This is a genomic window from Sporosarcina sp. Y1009, from assembly GCF_057669865.1.
This window is the reverse complement of record NZ_JBYHFO010000005.1, coordinates 17,154-36,135: the sequence shown is the minus strand read 5'-3', so window position 1 is coordinate 36,135 and position 18,982 is coordinate 17,154. Positions and strand designations below refer to the sequence as shown.

Here is an 18,982-nt window from a genome sequence, read left to right as displayed (position 1 = left end):
TTTCCCCTTAATCATCTATTCCAATGTCCTCAATGATCTCATCTACTTCTAAATCTTCCGGATCATCTTGAAACTCAATGATTTTTCCATCAGTTGCATTGACAAAATAATCTTCAATGACTTCTTCATCTTCTAATTTTACACGAACATGCCAGGTCGGTGCAAACACTTGAGTTTTAGTCAATTGAATATGTGTAGAGTAACCCAGAGCGATATTTATAACTGTTGAGCCTCTTTTTAAATAATCTTTTGAGTACAATGTATTGATGACCTCGATGGGTAATAATATATCTTTCTTTTTATTGAAATTGCTAAACTCGCCAAACATACTTTGTTCATAGCTGATAATCTCTTCATCTTCATCCCAATGGATAATCAGCATTGCATTCTTATTGAAAAAAATCGGATAATCCTCTACCTTTTGAAAAAAAGTGGCCTGTCTTTGTTCTTCGTCTAGATTCCATAAAACATATTCATTACCATTCAGCACATATGTTGAAAGGAATTGTTCGAAGGTGTTTTCACCTTTTTCATCTTTTAACGGATAGGGCTCATCTATTCTTGAAATGAGGTGATTCTCATCAACGAAAGTGAATGTTTGACCTTCAATTTTGGCAAACTGTTCCTTGGAAAACGAGGTGATTTCAGCAGAAACATAATAAGATTCCTCGTTAAAATCCGAAAGCTCACCATAAGTAATATCGTCTAATTTTAACAAGTCCCCAATCGATGTTTCACCCATGACCTGCACATTTTCAGCGCTTTGATACCGGTCCAAATATAGCGAATAGAGAAATATGTTTAAAATCGCAAAAACAATAATGAATATGGTTTTTGTTTTATTCCAATCCAAGCATTTCGCCTCCCAGCTGTTCAGGTGTGAAGCGGATCCAATTTCCTTGGACTTTATAAAACCATGACGGCTCTAACATGAACAGATTTGTATCATATCTCATAAAATATCCTGGAATAATTTCTTCTATTTGAGCACCATCAATTTCAGTTGATTCAAGCAGCATTTCTACAACATCTACACCCGCTGCTAGTTGCACACTTTCAGTTTCTGATGGCAGGTTAGAGTCTAGTATATAGTAAGGCCGTTTATAGCGAAAAACCCGTTCCGTTCCCCATACTTGTTCAATCAATGTGGATGTTGTATTACTAAAAACAGGTAATCCATGGACATGTAGTTGAAATTTAACCGTCCGTGATAAAGGATTTATATTCGAAAGTCTATATTCATTTGTCCATCCTCCGTGTTCGTTGATAAATTCGAACACATCCAATAATAATTCAGAAGGGATGGATACTTCACTAATTTTTTCTGACGGATGTACATATTCTAGCGTTTTCTTATCTGCATTAATCGTCATTAGTGCATGGTCATCTTGAAACTCTTCTATGTTTGAACCGACTTGACTCCGTCTTACCACCGCATTTGGATCACTAAATAACGCATCTCTAAAAAGAGAAGGACTTATACCCTCTTGGTAATACGTACTACGAAGAAGCTCTATTCGGTTAACAGGAATCATCAGAAGATGCCCATTATCAGTTTCAATATCTGTATAAGCAGAAAAGTTTTTTCCTCTGACTAATAATGTTTGATTAAATTTCTGTACATCTAAAACATGAACCTGGGCACTATAGCGTGACTCATTTGCACTGCTGACAAAGTGAATATCTAGCGTTGCATTCAATGAATTCCATTCCACAACAACTCGATCAAACGTGATGATTTCAGGTATATTCAAATCCTCTATATTTAGTAAGCTGTCAATAACCTTTAACGGGATTTCTGTATGATAGAATAACGTAAAACTATTTCTCTTCTTCATCAAGAGATTCAACTTATTCGCATCAAAGTTTTGATCCTTTAGCAAAACATCAGATATTGTCCAAGATTTCATCGCTTTTAATATATGATCAATATCAGTTGAATCTGTTGTGCCTGTTATTGTATCCTGAATGCGGAAAACTGTTTTATAAGGTTTTACAATATCCTCTATCGTTGCTTGATTTGCAATGGAAATATCAACTGTTGGTTTTTGATCAAGCGTTTTATAGTTCGGCATATATGTCCAAATCGAAAAAGTTAGGATAACACTTAATGCAATGAGTAAGAAAAGAACAACTGATTTAATAAACTCCACTTGTTTCAATCCCACTCACCATCCTCTTCAAGTTCAAACGGTAACGTAAAGAAAATTGTCGTTCCTTGTCCTTCTTCGCTCTCTGCCCATATTTCCCCACCATGTGCTTGTATCATTTCCCGGGCAATTGCAAGCCCTAAACCCGTGCCGCCCATAGCTCTAGACCTCGCTCGATCCGCGCGGTAAAATCTGTCGAAAATACGATTAACATTTTCAAAAGGAATTCCCATACCATCATCTGAAATCATTACTTTAATGTATCGATCTAAGACGGATACACTGAAGTAGACATCCCCACCGTCCGGAGAATATTTTAATGCGTTTGAAATGATGTTATCAATTACCTGGGTCATTTTATCTGTATCTATTTCGACAAATAATTCGACGTTTGGAAGAATTCGCCTAAAACTTACATTATGCGATTTAGATAATTCAAATCGGTCAATAATAAAGTTGAAGAAGACATTAAACTCAACCCACTCTTTGCTCAAATCATAGTCTTGGCTATCCATTCGAGATAATTTCAATAAATCCTCTACCAATCTTATCATTCGTTCTGTTTCGGTTTGTGTGACATGTAAGAACGAAGGTGCGATTTCTTTATCTTTCCACGCCCCGTCAGCAAGTGCTTCCAGATAACTGCGCATCGTCGTTAGCGGCGTTCGCAATTCATGTGAAACATTAGAGACAAACTCACGTCGCTCCATATCTATTTTTTCCTGTTCGGTATTGTCGTGTAGGACAACAATTAGACCATTAATAAAACCAGTTTCTTTTTGCGTCACCGAGAAACTCGCGCGAAGTACATACTGCATATCGACAGTACTGAAATCTAGTGCGAGGGATTCCTTAAGCTGTATTAAGTCTTCAAAAGTATAATCTCTATCTAAATCTAGTACGGAGGTTATAGGTCTGTTCAATATGTTTTCTGGGACGGCTTTTAACATTTGAAGTGCAGTGTCATTGATCAGAACAACACGGCCTTTTCGATCTGTTGAAATAACACCATCCGTCATATTTTCTAAAACTGATTCAAGTTTTTTTCGTTCGCCCTCTGTAGAGGCTTGCGATTCCTGAAGCCGATTCGTCAAATGGTTAAATGCCACGGCCAGCTGACCCATTTCATCGTTCCCATAAACACGTACTTTACGAAGAAAGTTCCCTTTTGCCATCTCCTGAGCTTGTCTCCTCATATCAGAAATTGGCCTCGTTATCGTTTGGGCAATAAAGATTCCTAAAATAATTGTAACCGATAGAGAGACAGCTGTACCGGCGGCTAGGATTTGGTTGATTTCATCCATTTGTTGAAAGACTTTTTCAATATCCGCCTTCACATATATGACTGCAATCACTTCACCGTCAACTTTAATCGGTGTGACCCAGATCATTACTCGATCCCGGGTTTGTTCATCAAGATTTATGACATTCTCAATATTAGTTCCTGATGCAATAGAACGTCTCACTAAATCATCCATAGAACGCTGCCCAACCACTGCTTGATTATCAATATCTGAAGAAGCTAGAATCTGATTCCTTGAGTTAATCACTCGAACTTCATGAATATCATCTTGAGTGAACCCCGAAAGGACGGTCCGTAAACTGTCTTCGACTTTCGGATCGTCCTCTGATCGCTCTTTTATCATTTCTTCTCGTACGCTAAACTCAACGAGGTTCATTCGATCTACAATCGAATTTGTAAAGTTTGTTTTAAATGTATCCTCTAGTTGTCTAGCAAAATAAAGTCCAATAATTTGTACAGCAATCAATATGAGCAATACATAAACCAGTATAAGTTTAAGGTGGATAGACCTAAAAAAACTAACTTTCTGCATGCGCTACTCCTGTTCTGGATCTCTTAAATAATATCCGACACCGCGTCTAGTAACAATCCATGCGGGATGACTCGGGTTATCTTCAATTTTCTCACGAAGTCGACGAATGGTAACATCTACTGTTCGCACATCGCCAAAATAATCATAACCCCAAACAGTTTGTAAAAGGTGCTCGCGTGTCATTACTTGTCCGACATGTTTTGAAAGGTAATGAAGCAATTCAAATTCACGATGTGTCAACTCAATCGTTTCCCCACGTTTCAACACTAAATAAGCGTCGGGTTGAATAATCAAATTACCAACCGTAATATTATTTGTTTCAATTTCATTTTCTTCAGACTCTACTTTCATATGTCTACGTAAGTTTGCTTTCACACGTGCAATTAGTTCACGTGTTCCAAAAGGTTTTGTCACATAATCGTCAGCGCCTAGCTCAAGACCAAGAACTTTGTCAATTTCAGAATCCTTTGCTGTCAACATAATAATCGGGAAATTATATTTCTTTCGCACTTCACGACAAACTTCCATCCCATCACGTTTTGGAAGCATAATATCTAGTAGCATTAAATCCGGTGAAACTTCCTCGACTTTTTGGAGCGCTTCCTCACCGTCATACGCACAATGAACAATGAAGCCTTCTTTTTTCAAATTAAATTCAAGAATATCAGCAATTGGTTTTTCATCATCTACAACGAGAATTGTTTTATTTTGCATGTTTTATCCCTTTCTCGCTCTTTATAGCGCTCTACTTGTTCTTATTACTCTATCACTCTTTACAAGCTTTCGCACGTTCTAAACTGCAAGAACCAGTAGTTATTTCCTGGTAATCAATAGAGGAAAATAACAATAGCTATAATTTTTTGATAATTAAAAAGTACAGAAAGAGAGTCATTAAACCTCTTTCTGTACCCTTGTTTTTAACATTTACTAGTAGATCATTTCAGTACACTTAGCGGATTCACGAGTGAACCATTTTTTGTTACTTCAAAATGAAGATGAACGCCTGTTGAGCGGCCAGTAGAACCCATCACACCGATTTTAGACCCTTGTGAGACTGTCTGACCGACGCTTACATTAATCGATGACAAGTGAGCGTACAATGTTCTATACCCATTATTATGATCGATTTCGATTCTATTGCCGAAAGCACCACTCCAACCAGCGGAAACAACAACCCCGTTGTCTGATGCTAGTATTGAACGAGATGATGGTCGAGCGATATCAATGCCGTTATGCATTCTGCCCCAGCGCGTTCCCATTTTACTTGAGATATAACCGCCAACTGCGGGCCATTTAAACTGTCCAGCCCCTCTGGAAGGCATTACTTTTGTTCCAACAACAGTGATTTCGTCTTTCGCTTCAACTACTGGTTCAGATTCGAGTTCTTTTTTGCTAACCACTTTTCCATCTTGTTTAATAATTTGCTCTGTAACGATCTTTTCACCATCGGTACCCTTTTGCGTGACCTTTTTATCGCCCTTATAAATAGACGCATCGTTCTTTGTCACTTTCTTATAAGAAATGGTTTCTCTCTTTTTCGACTCAAAGTATGCTTGTACTTCCAATAATGGTTCAATAACCGTGACATTTAATGAATCACCAGGCTTTATAACTGAATCCTCGCCTAGCTCTGGGTTGATGTTAAGTAGTTTTGCAACCGGCATACCATGATTATTTGCGATTTCACCGAGTACATCACCTTTTTTAACAATATAATCTTTTTCTTCAAGTGTTCCTTTGTTGATCAACTTGACTGCTTCTTCAACACTTAAAACATTCTCGGGTTGAACAACTTCATCTATTGCTTTTACGTCTGCATTCATTACAATTTTCGTGATACGTGTTTCATTTTCTTTTAATGGTGGTATATCAGTAGTAGATGCTTCGAAATCAATCAGTTCCTGTTCGGTTACCGATTGTAATTTTAACGCACGAATAACTTCATCATATGCGGCTTTATCTTTGACGTAGAGTTGCCGCTCATCGTCAACTACAATTCCAACCGCTTTCGCTTCTACAGTGATTAATTTTTGAAGTTCTTCAACGACTACCTGATCAGCGATTCCAACTTCGAAAACCCGTTCAGGGACGATTGATAAATCGGATGTAATCGTTAATGTTAAGCCTTCAAATTCTTTAGCTGCTTCTTCTAGTTTTATTGACTTGATTTTCTCAATTTCCTTTTCATCTATGATACCGCCAATATATTTACCATCCCAATAAACATGATTAATTGTTTGGAGACTTGGCTCAACATCTTCTGCAAATATCACTTCCGAACTCATTCCGGTAAGCAACATCATTATAATAAGAATCTTTCCAACTAATTTTGATACAGATTTCTTAAAAGTTGGTGAAGGAATCTTATTATCTGTCATACTATTTGAAAACATATTAAAATTTTCCCCTTCCATCTTTCCACTAAACTCTCTATTATTTTACTGCCTATAAACTCATAAAATTTACACCTTCTCTAATTTATCACATCTATTAGACTAATTGTTGAATTGTCGAGATTTGTAACCAAACTGTATAATAGCATCCATTTTCTTGAAGTTACCTGTTGTTTTGTAGTGAAAAATACTTATTTTCAAGGATTACATCCTAATTTACTGTATGTTTCGACCTGTTTATTTGTATATATTAGTACACTCTAAATGACCTACTATAATGTATCGAAATTTCACAACACAAAAAGACATCTTTTAACCAATTCTCCTTGGTTAAAAGATGTCTTTTCTTCTATTTAAAATTCGCGCGGTGTATGTTGACTCCAATCCACATTCACGAATTTGTTGAATTCCTTTGCAAATGCAAGTGTAACTGTTCCAGTTGGACCGTTACGTTGTTTTGCAATGATTATTTCAATCATATTTTCATTCTCTGTTTCTTTATCATAGTAATCTTCACGATATAAGAACGAAACAATATCTGCATCTTGCTCAATACTTCCAGACTCTCTTAAGTCTGACATCATTGGACGCTTATCTTGTCGTTGTTCGACGCCACGAGAAAGCTGTGATAATGCGATGACAGGTATTTCTAATTCCCTTGCCAATCCTTTTAATGAACGTGAAATCTCTGAAACTTCTTGTTGTCGGTTTTCACCAGATTTACCGCTTCCTTGGATTAGTTGCATGTAGTCGATGATGACCATTCCTAATCCATGTTCTTGTTGAAGTCGACGGCATTTCGAACGAATTTCATTTACACGAATACCGGAAGAGTCATCTATAAAAATACCAGCATTTGACAGACTTCCCATTGCCATCGTCAATTTACGCCAATCCTCTGCTTGTAGGTCGCCTGTTCTAAGTCGCTGCGCATCTATATTACCTTCTGCACAGAGCATACGCATAACGAGTTGGTCAGCACCCATCTCCAAACTAAAGATCGCTACCTTTTCCGAAGTTTTTGTCGCAACATTTTGAGCGATGTTTAAGGCAAATGCCGTCTTACCAACAGATGGACGTGCTGCAACTATGATTAAATCGTTACGCTGGAATCCAGCGGTGATTTTATCCAAGTCGGTAAAACCTGTTGGAATTCCCGTGACATCACCTTTTTGCGTATGAAGAAGCTCGATATTATCATACGTCTGAACAAGCACATCTTTTATATGTTTGAAATCTCCAGCATTCTTACGATTAGAAACTTCCATCATATTCTTTTCAGCTTCAGAAAGAAGTGCTTCTACTTCATCTTCACGTGTATACCCATCTTCAACAATCGTCGTTGCAACTCGTATAAGTCTACGAAGTAGCGCTTTTTCCTCTACGATGTTGGCATAATGGACAATATTTGCTGCAGTCGGAACCGAGTTTGCAATTTCCGTTAAGTAAGATATTCCGCCCACATCTTCTAGCTCTTTTCTTGCAGACAGTTCTTCCGTAACAGTTACAACATCGATGGCCTGTCCCCGATCACTTAAAGTTAACATCGTCGTAAAAATCTTTTGATGTGCCATTCGATAAAAGTCTTCGGGTATTAACACTTCGGCTGCTGTTATTAATGCTTGCGGTTCCAGGAAAATTGCCCCGATGACCGACTGTTCCGCTTCGTTATTATGTGGTGGAATTCGATCGATCATCTCATTCATTTCTCATTCTCCTTATGCTTCCTCTGTTACATGTACTTTTAGCGTTGCTGTGACTTCCTGGTGAATTTTAATTGGAATATTTGTATAGCCAAGTGAACGAATTGGTTCAGGTAAATCCATTCTTCGACGATCGACCTTTATGCCATTTTCTTTATTTAGTGCGTCTGCAATTTGTTTTGATGTAATCGATCCAAACAAACGCCCACCTTCACCAGATTTTGCTTTCATTTCAACAGTTACTTTCTCAATCTTTTCTTTTAATAATTCAGCTTCGGCTAATTCATTTTCTGCGTTTTTCTCTTCACGATTTTGTTGACCTTTTAACTTGCTAAGATTCGCAGGCGTTGCCTCAATTGCAAGATTGTTTTTCAGTAGGAAGTTTTGTGCATATCCTACTGATACATCCTTTACATCCCCTTTATTTCCTTTACCTTTTACATCTTTTATAAAAATTACTTTCATGTTTATTAGCCCCTTTCTGCTTCCATTTTATTTTCTATAATTGATTTTAATTTTTCTACTGCTGCTTCAATGTTTTCAACATCAATTTGGCAAGCTGCATTGGTAAGGTGACCGCCGCCACCAAGCTCCTCCATGATGATTTGGACATTTACCTCTCCAAGCGAACGAGCACTAATGCCGATTTTTCCGTCTGCCCGATGTGCGATGACAAATGATGCTGATACATCTTGCATCGCGAGTAAAATATCAGCTGTCTGTGCGATTAACACAGAGCCGTAAACAACATCATCATTTCCTCTAGCAATGACAATCCCATCGTCTAACCATTCAGCGGTGTCAATGATTTTCGCTCGTTCCATATACGTGTTTATATCTTCTTTCAATAAGCGTTGTACAAGAACAGTATCCGCTCGGTTCGTACGAAGGAAAGATGCCGCCTCAAACGTTCTAGAGCCCGTTCTGAGTGTAAAACTTTTCGTATCAACAATAATCCCTGCTAGGAGTGCTGTAGATTCTAACATCGTTAACTTCTCATGTTTTGGTTGATATTCGAGTAATTCAGTGACAAGTTCTGCTGTAGATGATGCGTATGGCTCCATATAAACAAGTAATGTATTATTGATGAACTCCTCACCACGACGATGATGGTCTATGACAACTACTTTTTCCGTCTTGTCTAATATCCGTTCATCAATCACCATACTAGGTTTATGTGTATCCACGACGATGACAAGAGAATGTTCCGTCAACATTGACAGTGCTTCATCAGGTTCAATAAATTGAGAATAGAGTTCTTCATCTTGTCGAATTTCATGCATTAACTTTGACACACTTCCATCAAGCTCATCGTAGTTAATGATGACATAACCTTCAACATTATTCATGCGCGCCATTTTCCGTACACCGATAGACGCACCAATTGCATCCATGTCTGGTAACTTATGTCCCATGATAAAAACTCTATCACTTTCCTGTATTAAATCTCTGAGCGCATGTGAAATGACTCTTGCACGGACTCTCGTTCGTTTTTCAGCTGGATTTGTTTTGCCCCCGTAAAACTTAACTTTTCCGTCAAGCTGTTTAATCGCGACTTGGTCACCCCCGCGTCCTAATACTAAATCCAATCCTGATTGAGCAAGTTCTCCAAGCTCAATTAAAGATGTGGATCCTGTACCCACTCCAATACTTAGTGTCAACGCTGTACTTTGTTCTTCAGTCGCTTCTCTTATATCATCCAAGATTGAAAACCTAGCTTTTTCGAGCAGTCGAAGGGATGCTTCATTAAAAACGGTTAAAAACCGGTCTGATGCAATGCGCTTCACAAAAACCCCATTTTCTTTTCCCCATTTAGTAACCAGGGATGTTACCAGTGAATTCAACTGACTCCTTGTCTGGTCATCCATTGCTTGAGAAAGTTCATCGTAATTATCGACAAGTAAAATACCCAGTACTGTTCGATCTGCTTGATATAGCGTCTCGATAGCCATTTGCTTCGTAACGTCAAATAAGTAAATCAGCTTTTCTTCTATGTTATAAGAGACTTTATATGACTTGTCTTTAACGGATATAATTTCTTGATCGCCTTCTTCACGATCAACAATCGTATAAAGCTGTGGGGATAGTTCATCTACTTCTTTTCCTATTAATGAAGGTAACTCAAATATATTTGAAGCATATGGATTTGCCCACTCAATCCCTCGGCTTTCATTTATAAGGATAATGCCAATTGGCAACTCAAGAAGGGCTTCTTCCCCTACTTTTTTCATACGATAGGAAAGAGTCTGTATATGTTTTTCGGTTTCAAGATAGGTTTGTTCCTCTGTTTTCCATGCAATTCCCATTGAAATTGCAAACAAAACAAAAAAGATAAGACCTGCCCAAAATTGAGACATTAGTAAAAATACTGCCGCCACAGAGCCCAAAAGCGACAACACCGCTAATGGATAGCGTATTGTTCTTTTCCTAAAAAAAGAGTTCATTGTTGTCACCTCCTATTTCGATTTGTTTCTCCCGATCCATGCACGAATATTCATACCCACATCTAGAATACCTATCAAAATGGTGAGCTGACTTATTAAAAGGGCGAGTATCGTTGAAATGACCATTAACCACTTCGGTGATTTTACTTCATTTAAATAATAATGAATGAAGGAGATCCCCTGAATCATAAATAAGAATCTCAAAATGACAGATGCATTCACGACCGTTAGCTCCATTGTAGAGCCTTGGGTAGGAGGTGCAATGAATGGGACGAGTACAACAACTAAATAACACCATAATAGGATGACTGGGAGCTTCATTGTTCTAAACGATGGAAATTTGGGTGGATTGTGTCCCATTTTCTTGACAATAAGTAGGTTCAAAACAACAATCAAAAAGGCTAAACTAAACGCAATGATGATAATAAACGATGGAATTGCCAATTCATAAAAAGTGATGAGATCAGTCATTTGCGTTTGAAAATTTTCAGGTAGTTCACCATATTGCACCAAGAGCTTTGTTGCACGCTCCTGTGAATCCCGTAGCCCATCCATCAGACTTTCAATTACGTTCACTTTAAAAATTAGAACAACTGCCACATAGGTTAAAACGAGGCTTATGAGTAGTGTGAGTCCAGTAGACATGAACGTATACAACTTTGTGTTTTTCTGGCTAACTGTGTCTCCAATGATAAAACCTATCAAACCGAATATCAGTGCGATAAGCGCTGCGATTACACCGCCTATTACGATTGATATCAGTAAGCCAATTGTTAAAAGGAGAAGGGATGGGATGCGGCCATAGTCTAATCTGAAGAGAATAATAGGTAGCGGAATGAAAAGCATCGTCAAGCCGCCTACAAGCGGAATATATATTGTTACGCCGATTAGGATGATAAATAATAGCATCATCAACATCCCATAAAGAATGCGTTTGGTTGAGTTGTCTTGCATAAGTAGAATTCCTCCGATAATTTGAATGCTTATTTCTATATTATTTCAGCGCTTAAGAATTCCGATGTTCAAACAGATATAACTTTAATTATATCATGATTGCTGTTTATAAACCAAAAGAGAATTTATGATTCATCATCAACTCTGCTTTAAAAAAGTTAAAAAAACCGTCCTAAACTGGATGAAACCAGTGTAAGACGGTCTATATTTTGTTAGATTATCTTTCTTCCGAGCTAAACGGAAGAAGTGCCATCGTACGTGAACGTTTAATTGCAACTGTAAGTTTACGCTGATATTTAGCGCTTGTTCCAGTTACACGACGAGGTAAGATTTTTCCACGCTCAGAAACGAATTTTCTAAGTAGGTCAGTATCTTTATAATCGATGTGTGTAATGTTATTTGAGTTGAAATAACAAACTTTACGGCGTTTGCGGCCTCCACGGCGTTGTCCCATATTGTTTACCTCCTTGGTAAAAGGAATCTTAATGATTCCTTGTTTTGATCATGTACAAATTCGATAATGATTAAAACGGCAAGTCGTCGTCTGATACTTCTATCGGACCTCCGCCTGTCGAAAATGGATCATCGTTTGTACGTGTATAGTTTTGTTGATTTGGTTGGTAATTAGATTGCTGATACGATTGTTGTTGTTGTTGTTGGGCTCCTCCTTGAGAAGGTGCTCCGCCTTGTGACTGTGCGCCTTGGTAAGGTGCATTCGAAGGATTACCTTCGGATCTTCCAGCAGTCGCACCACGAGGTTCAAGGAATTGCACACTATCTGCAACAACCTCAGTCATAAAGACGCGATTGCCATCCTTACCATCGAAGTTACTCGTTTGTATACGACCTTCGATTCCGGTAAGGCTGCCTTTCTTTAAAAAGTTCGCTGTGTTTTCTGCTTGTTTGCGCCAAGTTACACAGTTAACGAAATCAGCTTCGCGCTGACCTTGTTGGTTTGTGAATGGTCTGTTCACAGCAAGTGTGAAACGTGTGACCGCAACACCACCTTGTGTATACTTAAGCTCAGGGTCTTTTGTTAAGCGGCCAACTAAAACGACATTATTAATCATCAGAATTCAACCTCCCTCATCATCATCTTGTAGGTTTCAACTGTTAAACCATTTATAGCTAGATTAAGCATCAAGGCGGATTGCCATGTGGCGAATAATATTTTCGTTAATATTCGCAAGACGCTTGAATTCTTCAAGTGCAGTTTCTTCAGCATTAAGCGTTACAAGTTGGTAGTAACCTTCACGGAAGTCGTTAATCTCGTAAGCGAGACGACGTTTACCCCACTCTTTCGACTCGATGATTTCTGCACCATTTGATGTAAGAACCTCATCGAAACGTTCGATTAGCGCTTTTTTTGCATCTTCTTCTATTGTTGGTTGCACAATGTACATAATTTCGTATTTTCTCATCTTTAGTCACCTCCTTATGGACTTTGGCCCTACTGAATTCAGTGGGCAAGGAGCAAGTAATTGTATTACTCACATCTACACATAGTAACATATTTCTATCTACTATACAACCATTAACTATATAATAATAACGAGGTGATATTTTTGAACGAACTTCCTACACCAAATGAAATTGTTGAGGTAGACTTAAGATCCATTGCTAAGAAAGGCATTATTCTCACTGTCGTTCCACTCGTCTTCTTGCTTGTTATTCATTACATCATAGAAGGCAGGGTGTATATCAATTTCTCACTCTATGCATTCCTCATGCTTTTTGTTGGTTACATCTTGTTAATCATCTTACATGAGTTTTTTCACTTACTGGGCTTTCGCGTATTTGCAAAAGTTCCATGGAAAAGAATGAAGGTAGGTGTCAATTTTAAGGAAGGCATAGCCTATGCAACAACTGATATGCTTATGACGAACCGTGCGATACGCGGTGCGCTTCTTCTTCCCTTTTGGCTTACCGGCATCCTTCCAGCACTAATCGGCCTCTATACAGGCAGTGGCGTGCTCATTATATTGTCTGCATTATTAATCGGTGGTGCCGTCGGGGACTTTGCTATGTATAAACAACTGAAAAAATCGCCTGACCATTGGCTAATAAAAGATGATCCAAAATTACCAAGACTCTACGTGTATTCACCCGAAACTATTGGCCAATAAAAAAAGAACTCTTTGCAAGTGGCATTTCAGCCAACTTCAAGAGTTCTTTTACATTTATACGTTAAAACGGAATAAGATAACGTCTCCATCATTGACGACGTATTCTTTTCCTTCCTGGCGTACTTTCCCATTTTCCTTTGCAGCGATCATGGAACCAGCTTCTACTAAATCATCATAGGCAACAGTTTCTGCACGTATGAATCCTCTTTCGAAGTCTGTATGAATAATTGCCGCACATTGTGGTGCTTTCATCCCTTTACGGAATGTCCAAGCACGAACTTCCTGTACGCCCGCTGTAAAGTAAGTCGCATAACCTAGTAGATTATATGTCGCTCGAATTAATTGATCTAGACCTGATTCCTGTATACCTAGCTCTTCAAGAAACATTTCTTTATCGTCATCATCAAGTTCTGCCATTTCTTCTTCTATTTTTGCACAGACGACAATTACTTCTGCGTTATCAGTTTGTGCAAAGTCACGAACTGCTTTCACATAATCATTTTCCTCTGTATTGGCAATTTCATCTTCATCAACATTTGCCACGTAGAGCATCGGCTTGATTGTCAATAAATGCATGCCTTTAATCAATGAAAACTCATCATCCGTAAATTCAACTGAGCGTGCCGGGCGTTCTTCTTCAAAAGCATCTTTTAATTTTAAAAGAACCGGTTCTTCTTGCATCGCTTCTTTATCTTTTTGTTTTGCCATTTTACTCACGCGCTCTAACCGTTTATCTACGCTTTCCATATCGGCAAGGATGAGTTCGAGGTTAATAATTTCGATATCATTGATTGGATTGACACTTCCGGAGACATGTGTAATATTCTCATCTGCGAAACAACGAACCACCTGACAAATTGCATCCACTTCACGAATATGGGATAAGAATTTATTTCCTAATCCTTCACCCTTACTTGCACCTTCTACAATTCCAGCAATATCCGTGAATTCAAATGCTGTTGGCACCGTTTTTTTAGGCACAACGAGTTCAGTTAGTTTTTCAAGTCTTTCATCTGGAACTTCTACTATTCCTATGTTCGGATCAATCGTACAAAACGGATAATTTGCCGCCTCCGCACCGGCTTTTGTAATGGCATTAAATAATGTTGATTTTCCTACGTTCGGGAGACCTACAATTCCTGCTGTCAATGACATTTAAGTCAACTACCTTTCATCTATATCAATACAATGTATTTTAGCATTCATAACCCTTCTAGTATAAGGACTAGAATCATAAATGTCCATTTCATCAACCGTTCGCTGATTCAATGACTTTCTTCATTTTCTTTGTAAATTCATTACGAGGCATCATAATACTATGGCCGCACCCTTCACACTTAATACGGATATCTGCACCCATTCGTATGATTTTCCATGCGTTTGTGCCGCAAGGGTGTTGTTTTTTCATCTCAACAATGTCATTTAAAGCGAACTCTTTATTGTTCATCTTTGCTGATCCCCTCTTTCTTTTGATAAGCCATTATTTTAGGATATGGAATTTCGATACCATGTTTATCTAAAAAGACTTTTAAATCCTTTCTAAATTTACGTGCAAATGCCCATTGCATAACTGGTTCTGTCTCAGCTGTAACCCTAAATACGATTTCAGAAACAGCAAGATCTTGAACACCAATCAATTGGGGCTTCGCGATTAACCCTTCGTATCCCATTGGTAAGGTACTCAAAAACTCTTCTAACAAACTTTCGGCTCTATTAATATCCACTTCATAACCAATTCGTATATCAACGATTGCAAGTGAGTTGTTAACCGAGTAATTGATCACTTCGGAAATATTGCCGTTCGGCAGGATATGGATTTCCCCGCCGTAAGCACTGATTTTCGTTGTTCTAAGTCCGATTTCTTCAACGGTTCCCATTGCCGCACCAATTTGCACGTAATCCCCAACTGAAAATTGATCTTCAAAGATGATGAAAAATCCAGAAATGATATCTTTCACTAAACTTTGGGCACCAAAACCAACTGCTAATCCGAGAACCCCTGCACTTGCTAACAAACCGCTTATATTCATAAACTCCGACAAAATCGCAAGGATTGCCGAGAAATAAACAACATAAGCAAGCGTGTTTTCCAACAACTTCAACAGCGTTTTTTCCCGCCGCTCGGACGGTCGTAACCGGGTTTTAATTTTCAACGTAAACATTCGTCGAATGATCATTTTACCAATTGCAACGACAATCATCGCGACTACCACGATAGCTACAATTTTAAACGCTAAGAGCCCTAATTCAATCCATGTTTCTTGGTTAAATAAAAACTTTCCAACTTTCTTTGCTTGTTCTTTTGCTTGCTCTTCTACTTCCTCCACATAACTCCTCCTCTCGTATAATCACCTATCAGTTTGCATATACTTATTTAAAAATTGAAATGGAGGGTTCACATGAGAGCCACAGTTACAACAACATATGATTATCGTATCCATTATAAAGAATCAGGGGCAATTTGGAAATTAAGTACGTTTTTTCTTGAACATATTCCTTTTCATAGTACTGACCTCGTTTTTTTCTGTATCGGAACCGATCGCTCCACTGGTGACGCATTAGGTCCCCTAACTGGTTCAAAATTAACTGAGTTTCAAACTTTTCCTTTTCCCGTTAAAGGCACACTTGAAAATCCGCTCCATGCCCTTAACTTAGAACAACAACTTAAAGATATCTTGAGAACCAACCCCAATGCATACATAGTTGCCATTGACGCCTGTCTTGGAAAGGAAAGTTCAATTGGACAACTCGTCGTACATGACGGAGCAATGTTTCCTGGACTTGCAGTTGGAAAACAGTTACCTGCAGTTGGTAATATTTCAATCAAAGGAATTGTTAATATCGGTGGTTTTATGGAATATGCAGTCCTTCAAAGCACACGCCTTCATCTTCCTTTCGAAATGAGTCGGACAATTGCCCGTGCTTTAAAGCTTGCCTACAGCCGTTCTAAATTATAGAACATAAACAATGGTCACAACAATAGCTACGACAAGAATACCGGGAATTAGATTAGCTACTCTAATTTTAGTAATGCCGATTAAATTCAAACCAATAGCGACTATCATTAGTCCACCAGTTGCGGTCATTTCGGAGATGAAAAAGGATAACAATTCGTCAGGTACATATTGACTGATTTGTGTGGAGAATATCGTAATAATTCCTTGATATAAAAATACCGGAACCGCTGCAATCGCAACACCAATTCCAAGCGTCGAACTAAGAATAATAGAAGTAAAACCATCAATAATACCCTTCATCACAAGTACGTCATGATCATTTCGGAGCCCACTGTCAATCGCACCAATAATCGCCATAGATCCAATAACGAAGATTAAGGTCGCCGTTATAAAACCTTGTGCAACACCTGGCCCATTTTTCTTCGCTGGCATTTTACGTTCAATCCAATGGCCTAATCTATTTACTTTTCCATCAAGGTCAATCCATTCTCCGAGAACAGCACCTACTACGATACTAATAATAACGATTAAAATTTGTGTGCTTTCAAACGTCATTTGAATCCCAATAACTGCAACAGCTAAACCAATTCCATACATGACGGTCTCTTTCATCCGCTCAGGTATGTTATGTAGAAATCTACCAATGAAAGCACCTAAAATAATTAATAGCGCGTTAATGATTGACCCAAATAAAATCATCTAATCACATCCAAATTCAATAAAAAATGTACCTATTTTGCTTTGACGCAAAATAGGTACTTATCACTCATCAAGCAATTCAAGAATTCTTTCCAAATCATCTTCCGAGAAAAACTCTATTTCAATTTTCCCTTTATTCTTAGACTTTTTTATACTTACATTCGTTCCGAAGTAATCTCTTAATGTTGATTCTCGTTCCTTTAAAAACAAATCTTCTGGTTCTTTCTTTTTTGTTTCACGTGGAACATTGTCGTTCATTTTTTGAACTAGACTTTCTAGCTGGCGTACATTTAAACCTTCTTTTAATACACGTTCAGCAACAGCTAACATTTGCTCGTTCGTTCTTAGGCCGAGTAATGTTCGACCATGACCCATTGATAGCTTTGCTTCAGTTATCAATTCTCTGATTTTTTTTGGAAGAGATAAAAGTCGGACATGATTAGCGATATGTGATCTGCTTTTACCAAGTCGAAATGCTAATTGTTCTTGTGTAAGCTTTAAATTCTCCATAAGGTTATGATATGCTTCCGCCTCTTCTATCGGCGTAAGATCTTCCCTTTGAAGATTTTCAAGTATAGCAAGTTCCATTGTTTCTTCATCTGTTAAATTACGAACGACCGCTGGTATTTCTTCTAGACCAGCTAGTTTAGCAGCCCGAAACCTTCTTTCACCTACAACAATTTCGTAAGTCATACCGGTTTTTCTTACAATGATTGGTTGAAGAATTCCATGTTCCTTAATTGAATCACTTAATTCTTCGATTGCTACTGGATCAAAAACTTTTCTAGGTTGATACGGATTTGGCTTGATACTTTTTAGATGTACTTTTTCTACTAATTCTGCCTTTGATAATGATTCGCCTGGAAATAAAGCGTTAATCCCTTTACCGAGACCTTTAGCCATTGTGCACCACTTCCTTTGCAAGCTCTAAATACACTTCCGCGCCACGTGACCTAGAATCATAAACGATAATTGGTTCACCATGGCTTGGCGCTTCACTTAATCTTACGTTTCTTGGAATAATTGTTTTGTACACTTTATCTTGAAAATACTTTTTGACTTCTTCGATTACTTGAATCCCTAAGTTGGTTCTTGCATCAAACATTGTGAGTAGAACTCCATCAATGGTTAGATTCTCATTTAAGTGTTTTTGAACGAGTCGAATTGTACTTAATAATTGACTCAATCCTTCTAGTGCATAGTATTCACACTGCACGGGTATTAAAATTGCATCAGATGCAGTCAATGCGTTGATTGTAAGTAAACCCAATGAAGGTGGACAATCAATAATAATGTAATCATACTTATCTTTTGCACTCTGAATTGCATGTTTCATTCGAACTTCTCTTGAAATCGTTGACACCAGTTCTATCTCAGCACCTGCCAATGAAATTGTTGCGGGTATAATATCTAGATTTTCCACTTTCGTTGGCAATATCACATCATTCATATCAACATCATCTATCAATATATCATAAATACAGTTTTGAACATCTCCTTTATTGATACCCACACCACTCGTAGCATTCCCTTGTGGATCTGTATCAATAATTAAGACTTTTTTGCCTATATGAGCAAGGCATGCACTTAGATTAACAGATGTTGTTGTTTTTCCGACACCACCCTTTTGGTTGGCAATCGCTATAATTCTTCCCACGCCTGCACCTGCTTCCTACCTAAAAATTTCATCATTATCATTCAATTTGACCAAATATATAATA

Annotated in this window: 20 protein-coding genes; 2 read left to right on the top strand and 18 right to left on the bottom strand. The window is 38.0% G+C overall.

Features of this window, described 5'->3' with window-relative positions:
- Positions 1–7: 7 nt before the first annotated feature.
- The 12 genes from AC25Y1_RS07700 to rpsF all read right to left on the bottom strand — a co-directional run bounded on the left by AC25Y1_RS07700 (position 8) and on the right by rpsF (position 12,900).
- Positions 8–853 carry a two-component system regulatory protein YycI gene (locus tag AC25Y1_RS07700; protein ID WP_488147388.1) on the bottom strand — a complete coding sequence of 282 codons (846 nt, stop codon included), beginning with the start codon at positions 851–853 and terminating at the stop codon, positions 8–10.
- Positions 840–2,168, bottom strand: coding sequence for a YycH family regulatory protein (locus AC25Y1_RS07695; protein WP_488147387.1), 1,329 nt, complete (start codon positions 2,166–2,168; stop codon positions 840–842). Before AC25Y1_RS07695 ends, AC25Y1_RS07700 begins: the two co-directional genes overlap by 14 nt.
- Positions 2,159–3,985: a cell wall metabolism sensor histidine kinase WalK gene (gene walK, locus AC25Y1_RS07690; protein WP_488147386.1), complete on the bottom strand. Its 1,827-nt coding sequence runs from the start codon at positions 3,983–3,985 to the stop codon at positions 2,159–2,161. Before walK ends, AC25Y1_RS07695 begins: the two co-directional genes overlap by 10 nt.
- A 3-nt stretch (positions 3,986–3,988) precedes the next feature.
- On the bottom strand, positions 3,989–4,699 hold the full coding sequence (yycF, locus tag AC25Y1_RS07685; protein ID WP_488147385.1) for a response regulator YycF: 711 nt from the start codon (positions 4,697–4,699) through the stop codon (positions 3,989–3,991).
- Positions 4,700–4,920: 221 nt separating this feature from the next.
- A complete protein-coding gene (locus AC25Y1_RS07680) occupies positions 4,921–6,363 on the bottom strand; it encodes a peptidoglycan DD-metalloendopeptidase family protein (RefSeq protein ID WP_488147384.1) in 1,443 nt (480 codons plus the stop codon).
- 368 nt (positions 6,364–6,731) lie between these two features.
- A complete protein-coding gene (dnaB, locus tag AC25Y1_RS07675; protein WP_488147383.1) occupies positions 6,732–8,084 on the bottom strand; it encodes a replicative DNA helicase in 1,353 nt (450 codons plus the stop codon).
- A 12-nt stretch (positions 8,085–8,096) separates the two neighbouring features.
- Positions 8,097–8,546, bottom strand: a complete 450-nt coding sequence (gene rplI / locus AC25Y1_RS07670; RefSeq protein ID WP_488147382.1) for a 50S ribosomal protein L9 — start codon at positions 8,544–8,546, stop codon at positions 8,097–8,099.
- Between the two features lie 5 nt (positions 8,547–8,551).
- Entirely contained in the window at positions 8,552–10,525 is a 1,974-nt protein-coding gene (locus AC25Y1_RS07665) for a DHH family phosphoesterase (RefSeq protein ID WP_488147381.1), read from the bottom strand.
- A 12-nt stretch (positions 10,526–10,537) separates the two neighbouring features.
- Positions 10,538–11,479, bottom strand: coding sequence for a YybS family protein (locus tag AC25Y1_RS07660; protein ID WP_488147380.1), 942 nt, complete (start codon positions 11,477–11,479; stop codon positions 10,538–10,540).
- 217 nt (positions 11,480–11,696) lie between these two features.
- Complete coding sequence (rpsR, locus tag AC25Y1_RS07655; protein ID WP_172370283.1) at positions 11,697–11,933, bottom strand: 30S ribosomal protein S18; 237 nt, start codon at positions 11,931–11,933, stop codon at positions 11,697–11,699.
- Between the two features lie 70 nt (positions 11,934–12,003).
- Positions 12,004–12,549, bottom strand: coding sequence for a single-stranded DNA-binding protein (gene ssb, locus AC25Y1_RS07650; protein ID WP_488147379.1), 546 nt, complete (start codon positions 12,547–12,549; stop codon positions 12,004–12,006).
- Between the two features lie 63 nt (positions 12,550–12,612).
- Positions 12,613–12,900, bottom strand: a complete 288-nt coding sequence (rpsF, locus tag AC25Y1_RS07645) for a 30S ribosomal protein S6 (protein WP_488147378.1) — start codon at positions 12,898–12,900, stop codon at positions 12,613–12,615.
- Between the two features lie 144 nt (positions 12,901–13,044).
- On the opposite strand from rpsF, the gene AC25Y1_RS07640 reads away from it, so the two are divergent.
- Positions 13,045–13,605: a DUF3267 domain-containing protein gene (locus AC25Y1_RS07640; protein ID WP_488147377.1), complete on the top strand. Its 561-nt coding sequence runs from the start codon at positions 13,045–13,047 to the stop codon at positions 13,603–13,605.
- 54 nt (positions 13,606–13,659) lie between these two features.
- Here AC25Y1_RS07640 and ychF read toward each other — a convergent pair whose 3' ends face one another.
- The 3 genes from ychF to AC25Y1_RS07625 form a co-directional block, all read right to left on the bottom strand.
- Positions 13,660–14,760 (bottom strand): redox-regulated ATPase YchF, encoded by a 1,101-nt coding sequence (gene ychF / locus AC25Y1_RS07635; protein WP_488147376.1) that lies wholly within the window; start codon positions 14,758–14,760, stop codon positions 13,660–13,662.
- 94 nt (positions 14,761–14,854) lie between these two features.
- Positions 14,855–15,052, bottom strand: coding sequence for a DUF951 domain-containing protein (locus tag AC25Y1_RS07630; RefSeq protein WP_488147375.1), 198 nt, complete (start codon positions 15,050–15,052; stop codon positions 14,855–14,857).
- Complete coding sequence (locus AC25Y1_RS07625) at positions 15,042–15,932, bottom strand: mechanosensitive ion channel family protein (RefSeq protein ID WP_488147374.1); 891 nt, start codon at positions 15,930–15,932, stop codon at positions 15,042–15,044. Before AC25Y1_RS07625 ends, AC25Y1_RS07630 begins: the two co-directional genes overlap by 11 nt.
- 72 nt (positions 15,933–16,004) lie before the next feature.
- Between AC25Y1_RS07625 and yyaC the strand changes: the two genes are divergently transcribed.
- A complete protein-coding gene (gene yyaC / locus AC25Y1_RS07620) occupies positions 16,005–16,562 on the top strand; it encodes a spore protease YyaC (protein ID WP_488147373.1) in 558 nt (185 codons plus the stop codon).
- Here the strand turns inward: yyaC and AC25Y1_RS07615 are convergent.
- From AC25Y1_RS07615 to AC25Y1_RS07605, 3 genes are all read right to left on the bottom strand, one after another.
- Positions 16,557–17,261 (bottom strand): DUF554 domain-containing protein, encoded by a 705-nt coding sequence (locus AC25Y1_RS07615; protein ID WP_488147372.1) that lies wholly within the window; start codon positions 17,259–17,261, stop codon positions 16,557–16,559. The two genes, yyaC and AC25Y1_RS07615, sit on opposite strands and share 6 nt — an antisense overlap.
- Before the next feature lie 63 nt (positions 17,262–17,324).
- Positions 17,325–18,164: a ParB/RepB/Spo0J family partition protein gene (locus tag AC25Y1_RS07610; RefSeq protein WP_488147371.1), complete on the bottom strand. Its 840-nt coding sequence runs from the start codon at positions 18,162–18,164 to the stop codon at positions 17,325–17,327.
- Positions 18,157–18,918 (bottom strand): ParA family protein, encoded by a 762-nt coding sequence (locus tag AC25Y1_RS07605; RefSeq protein WP_488147370.1) that lies wholly within the window; start codon positions 18,916–18,918, stop codon positions 18,157–18,159. The genes AC25Y1_RS07610 and AC25Y1_RS07605 overlap by 8 nt, the downstream gene beginning before the upstream one ends.
- Positions 18,919–18,982: the final 64 nt, after the last annotated feature.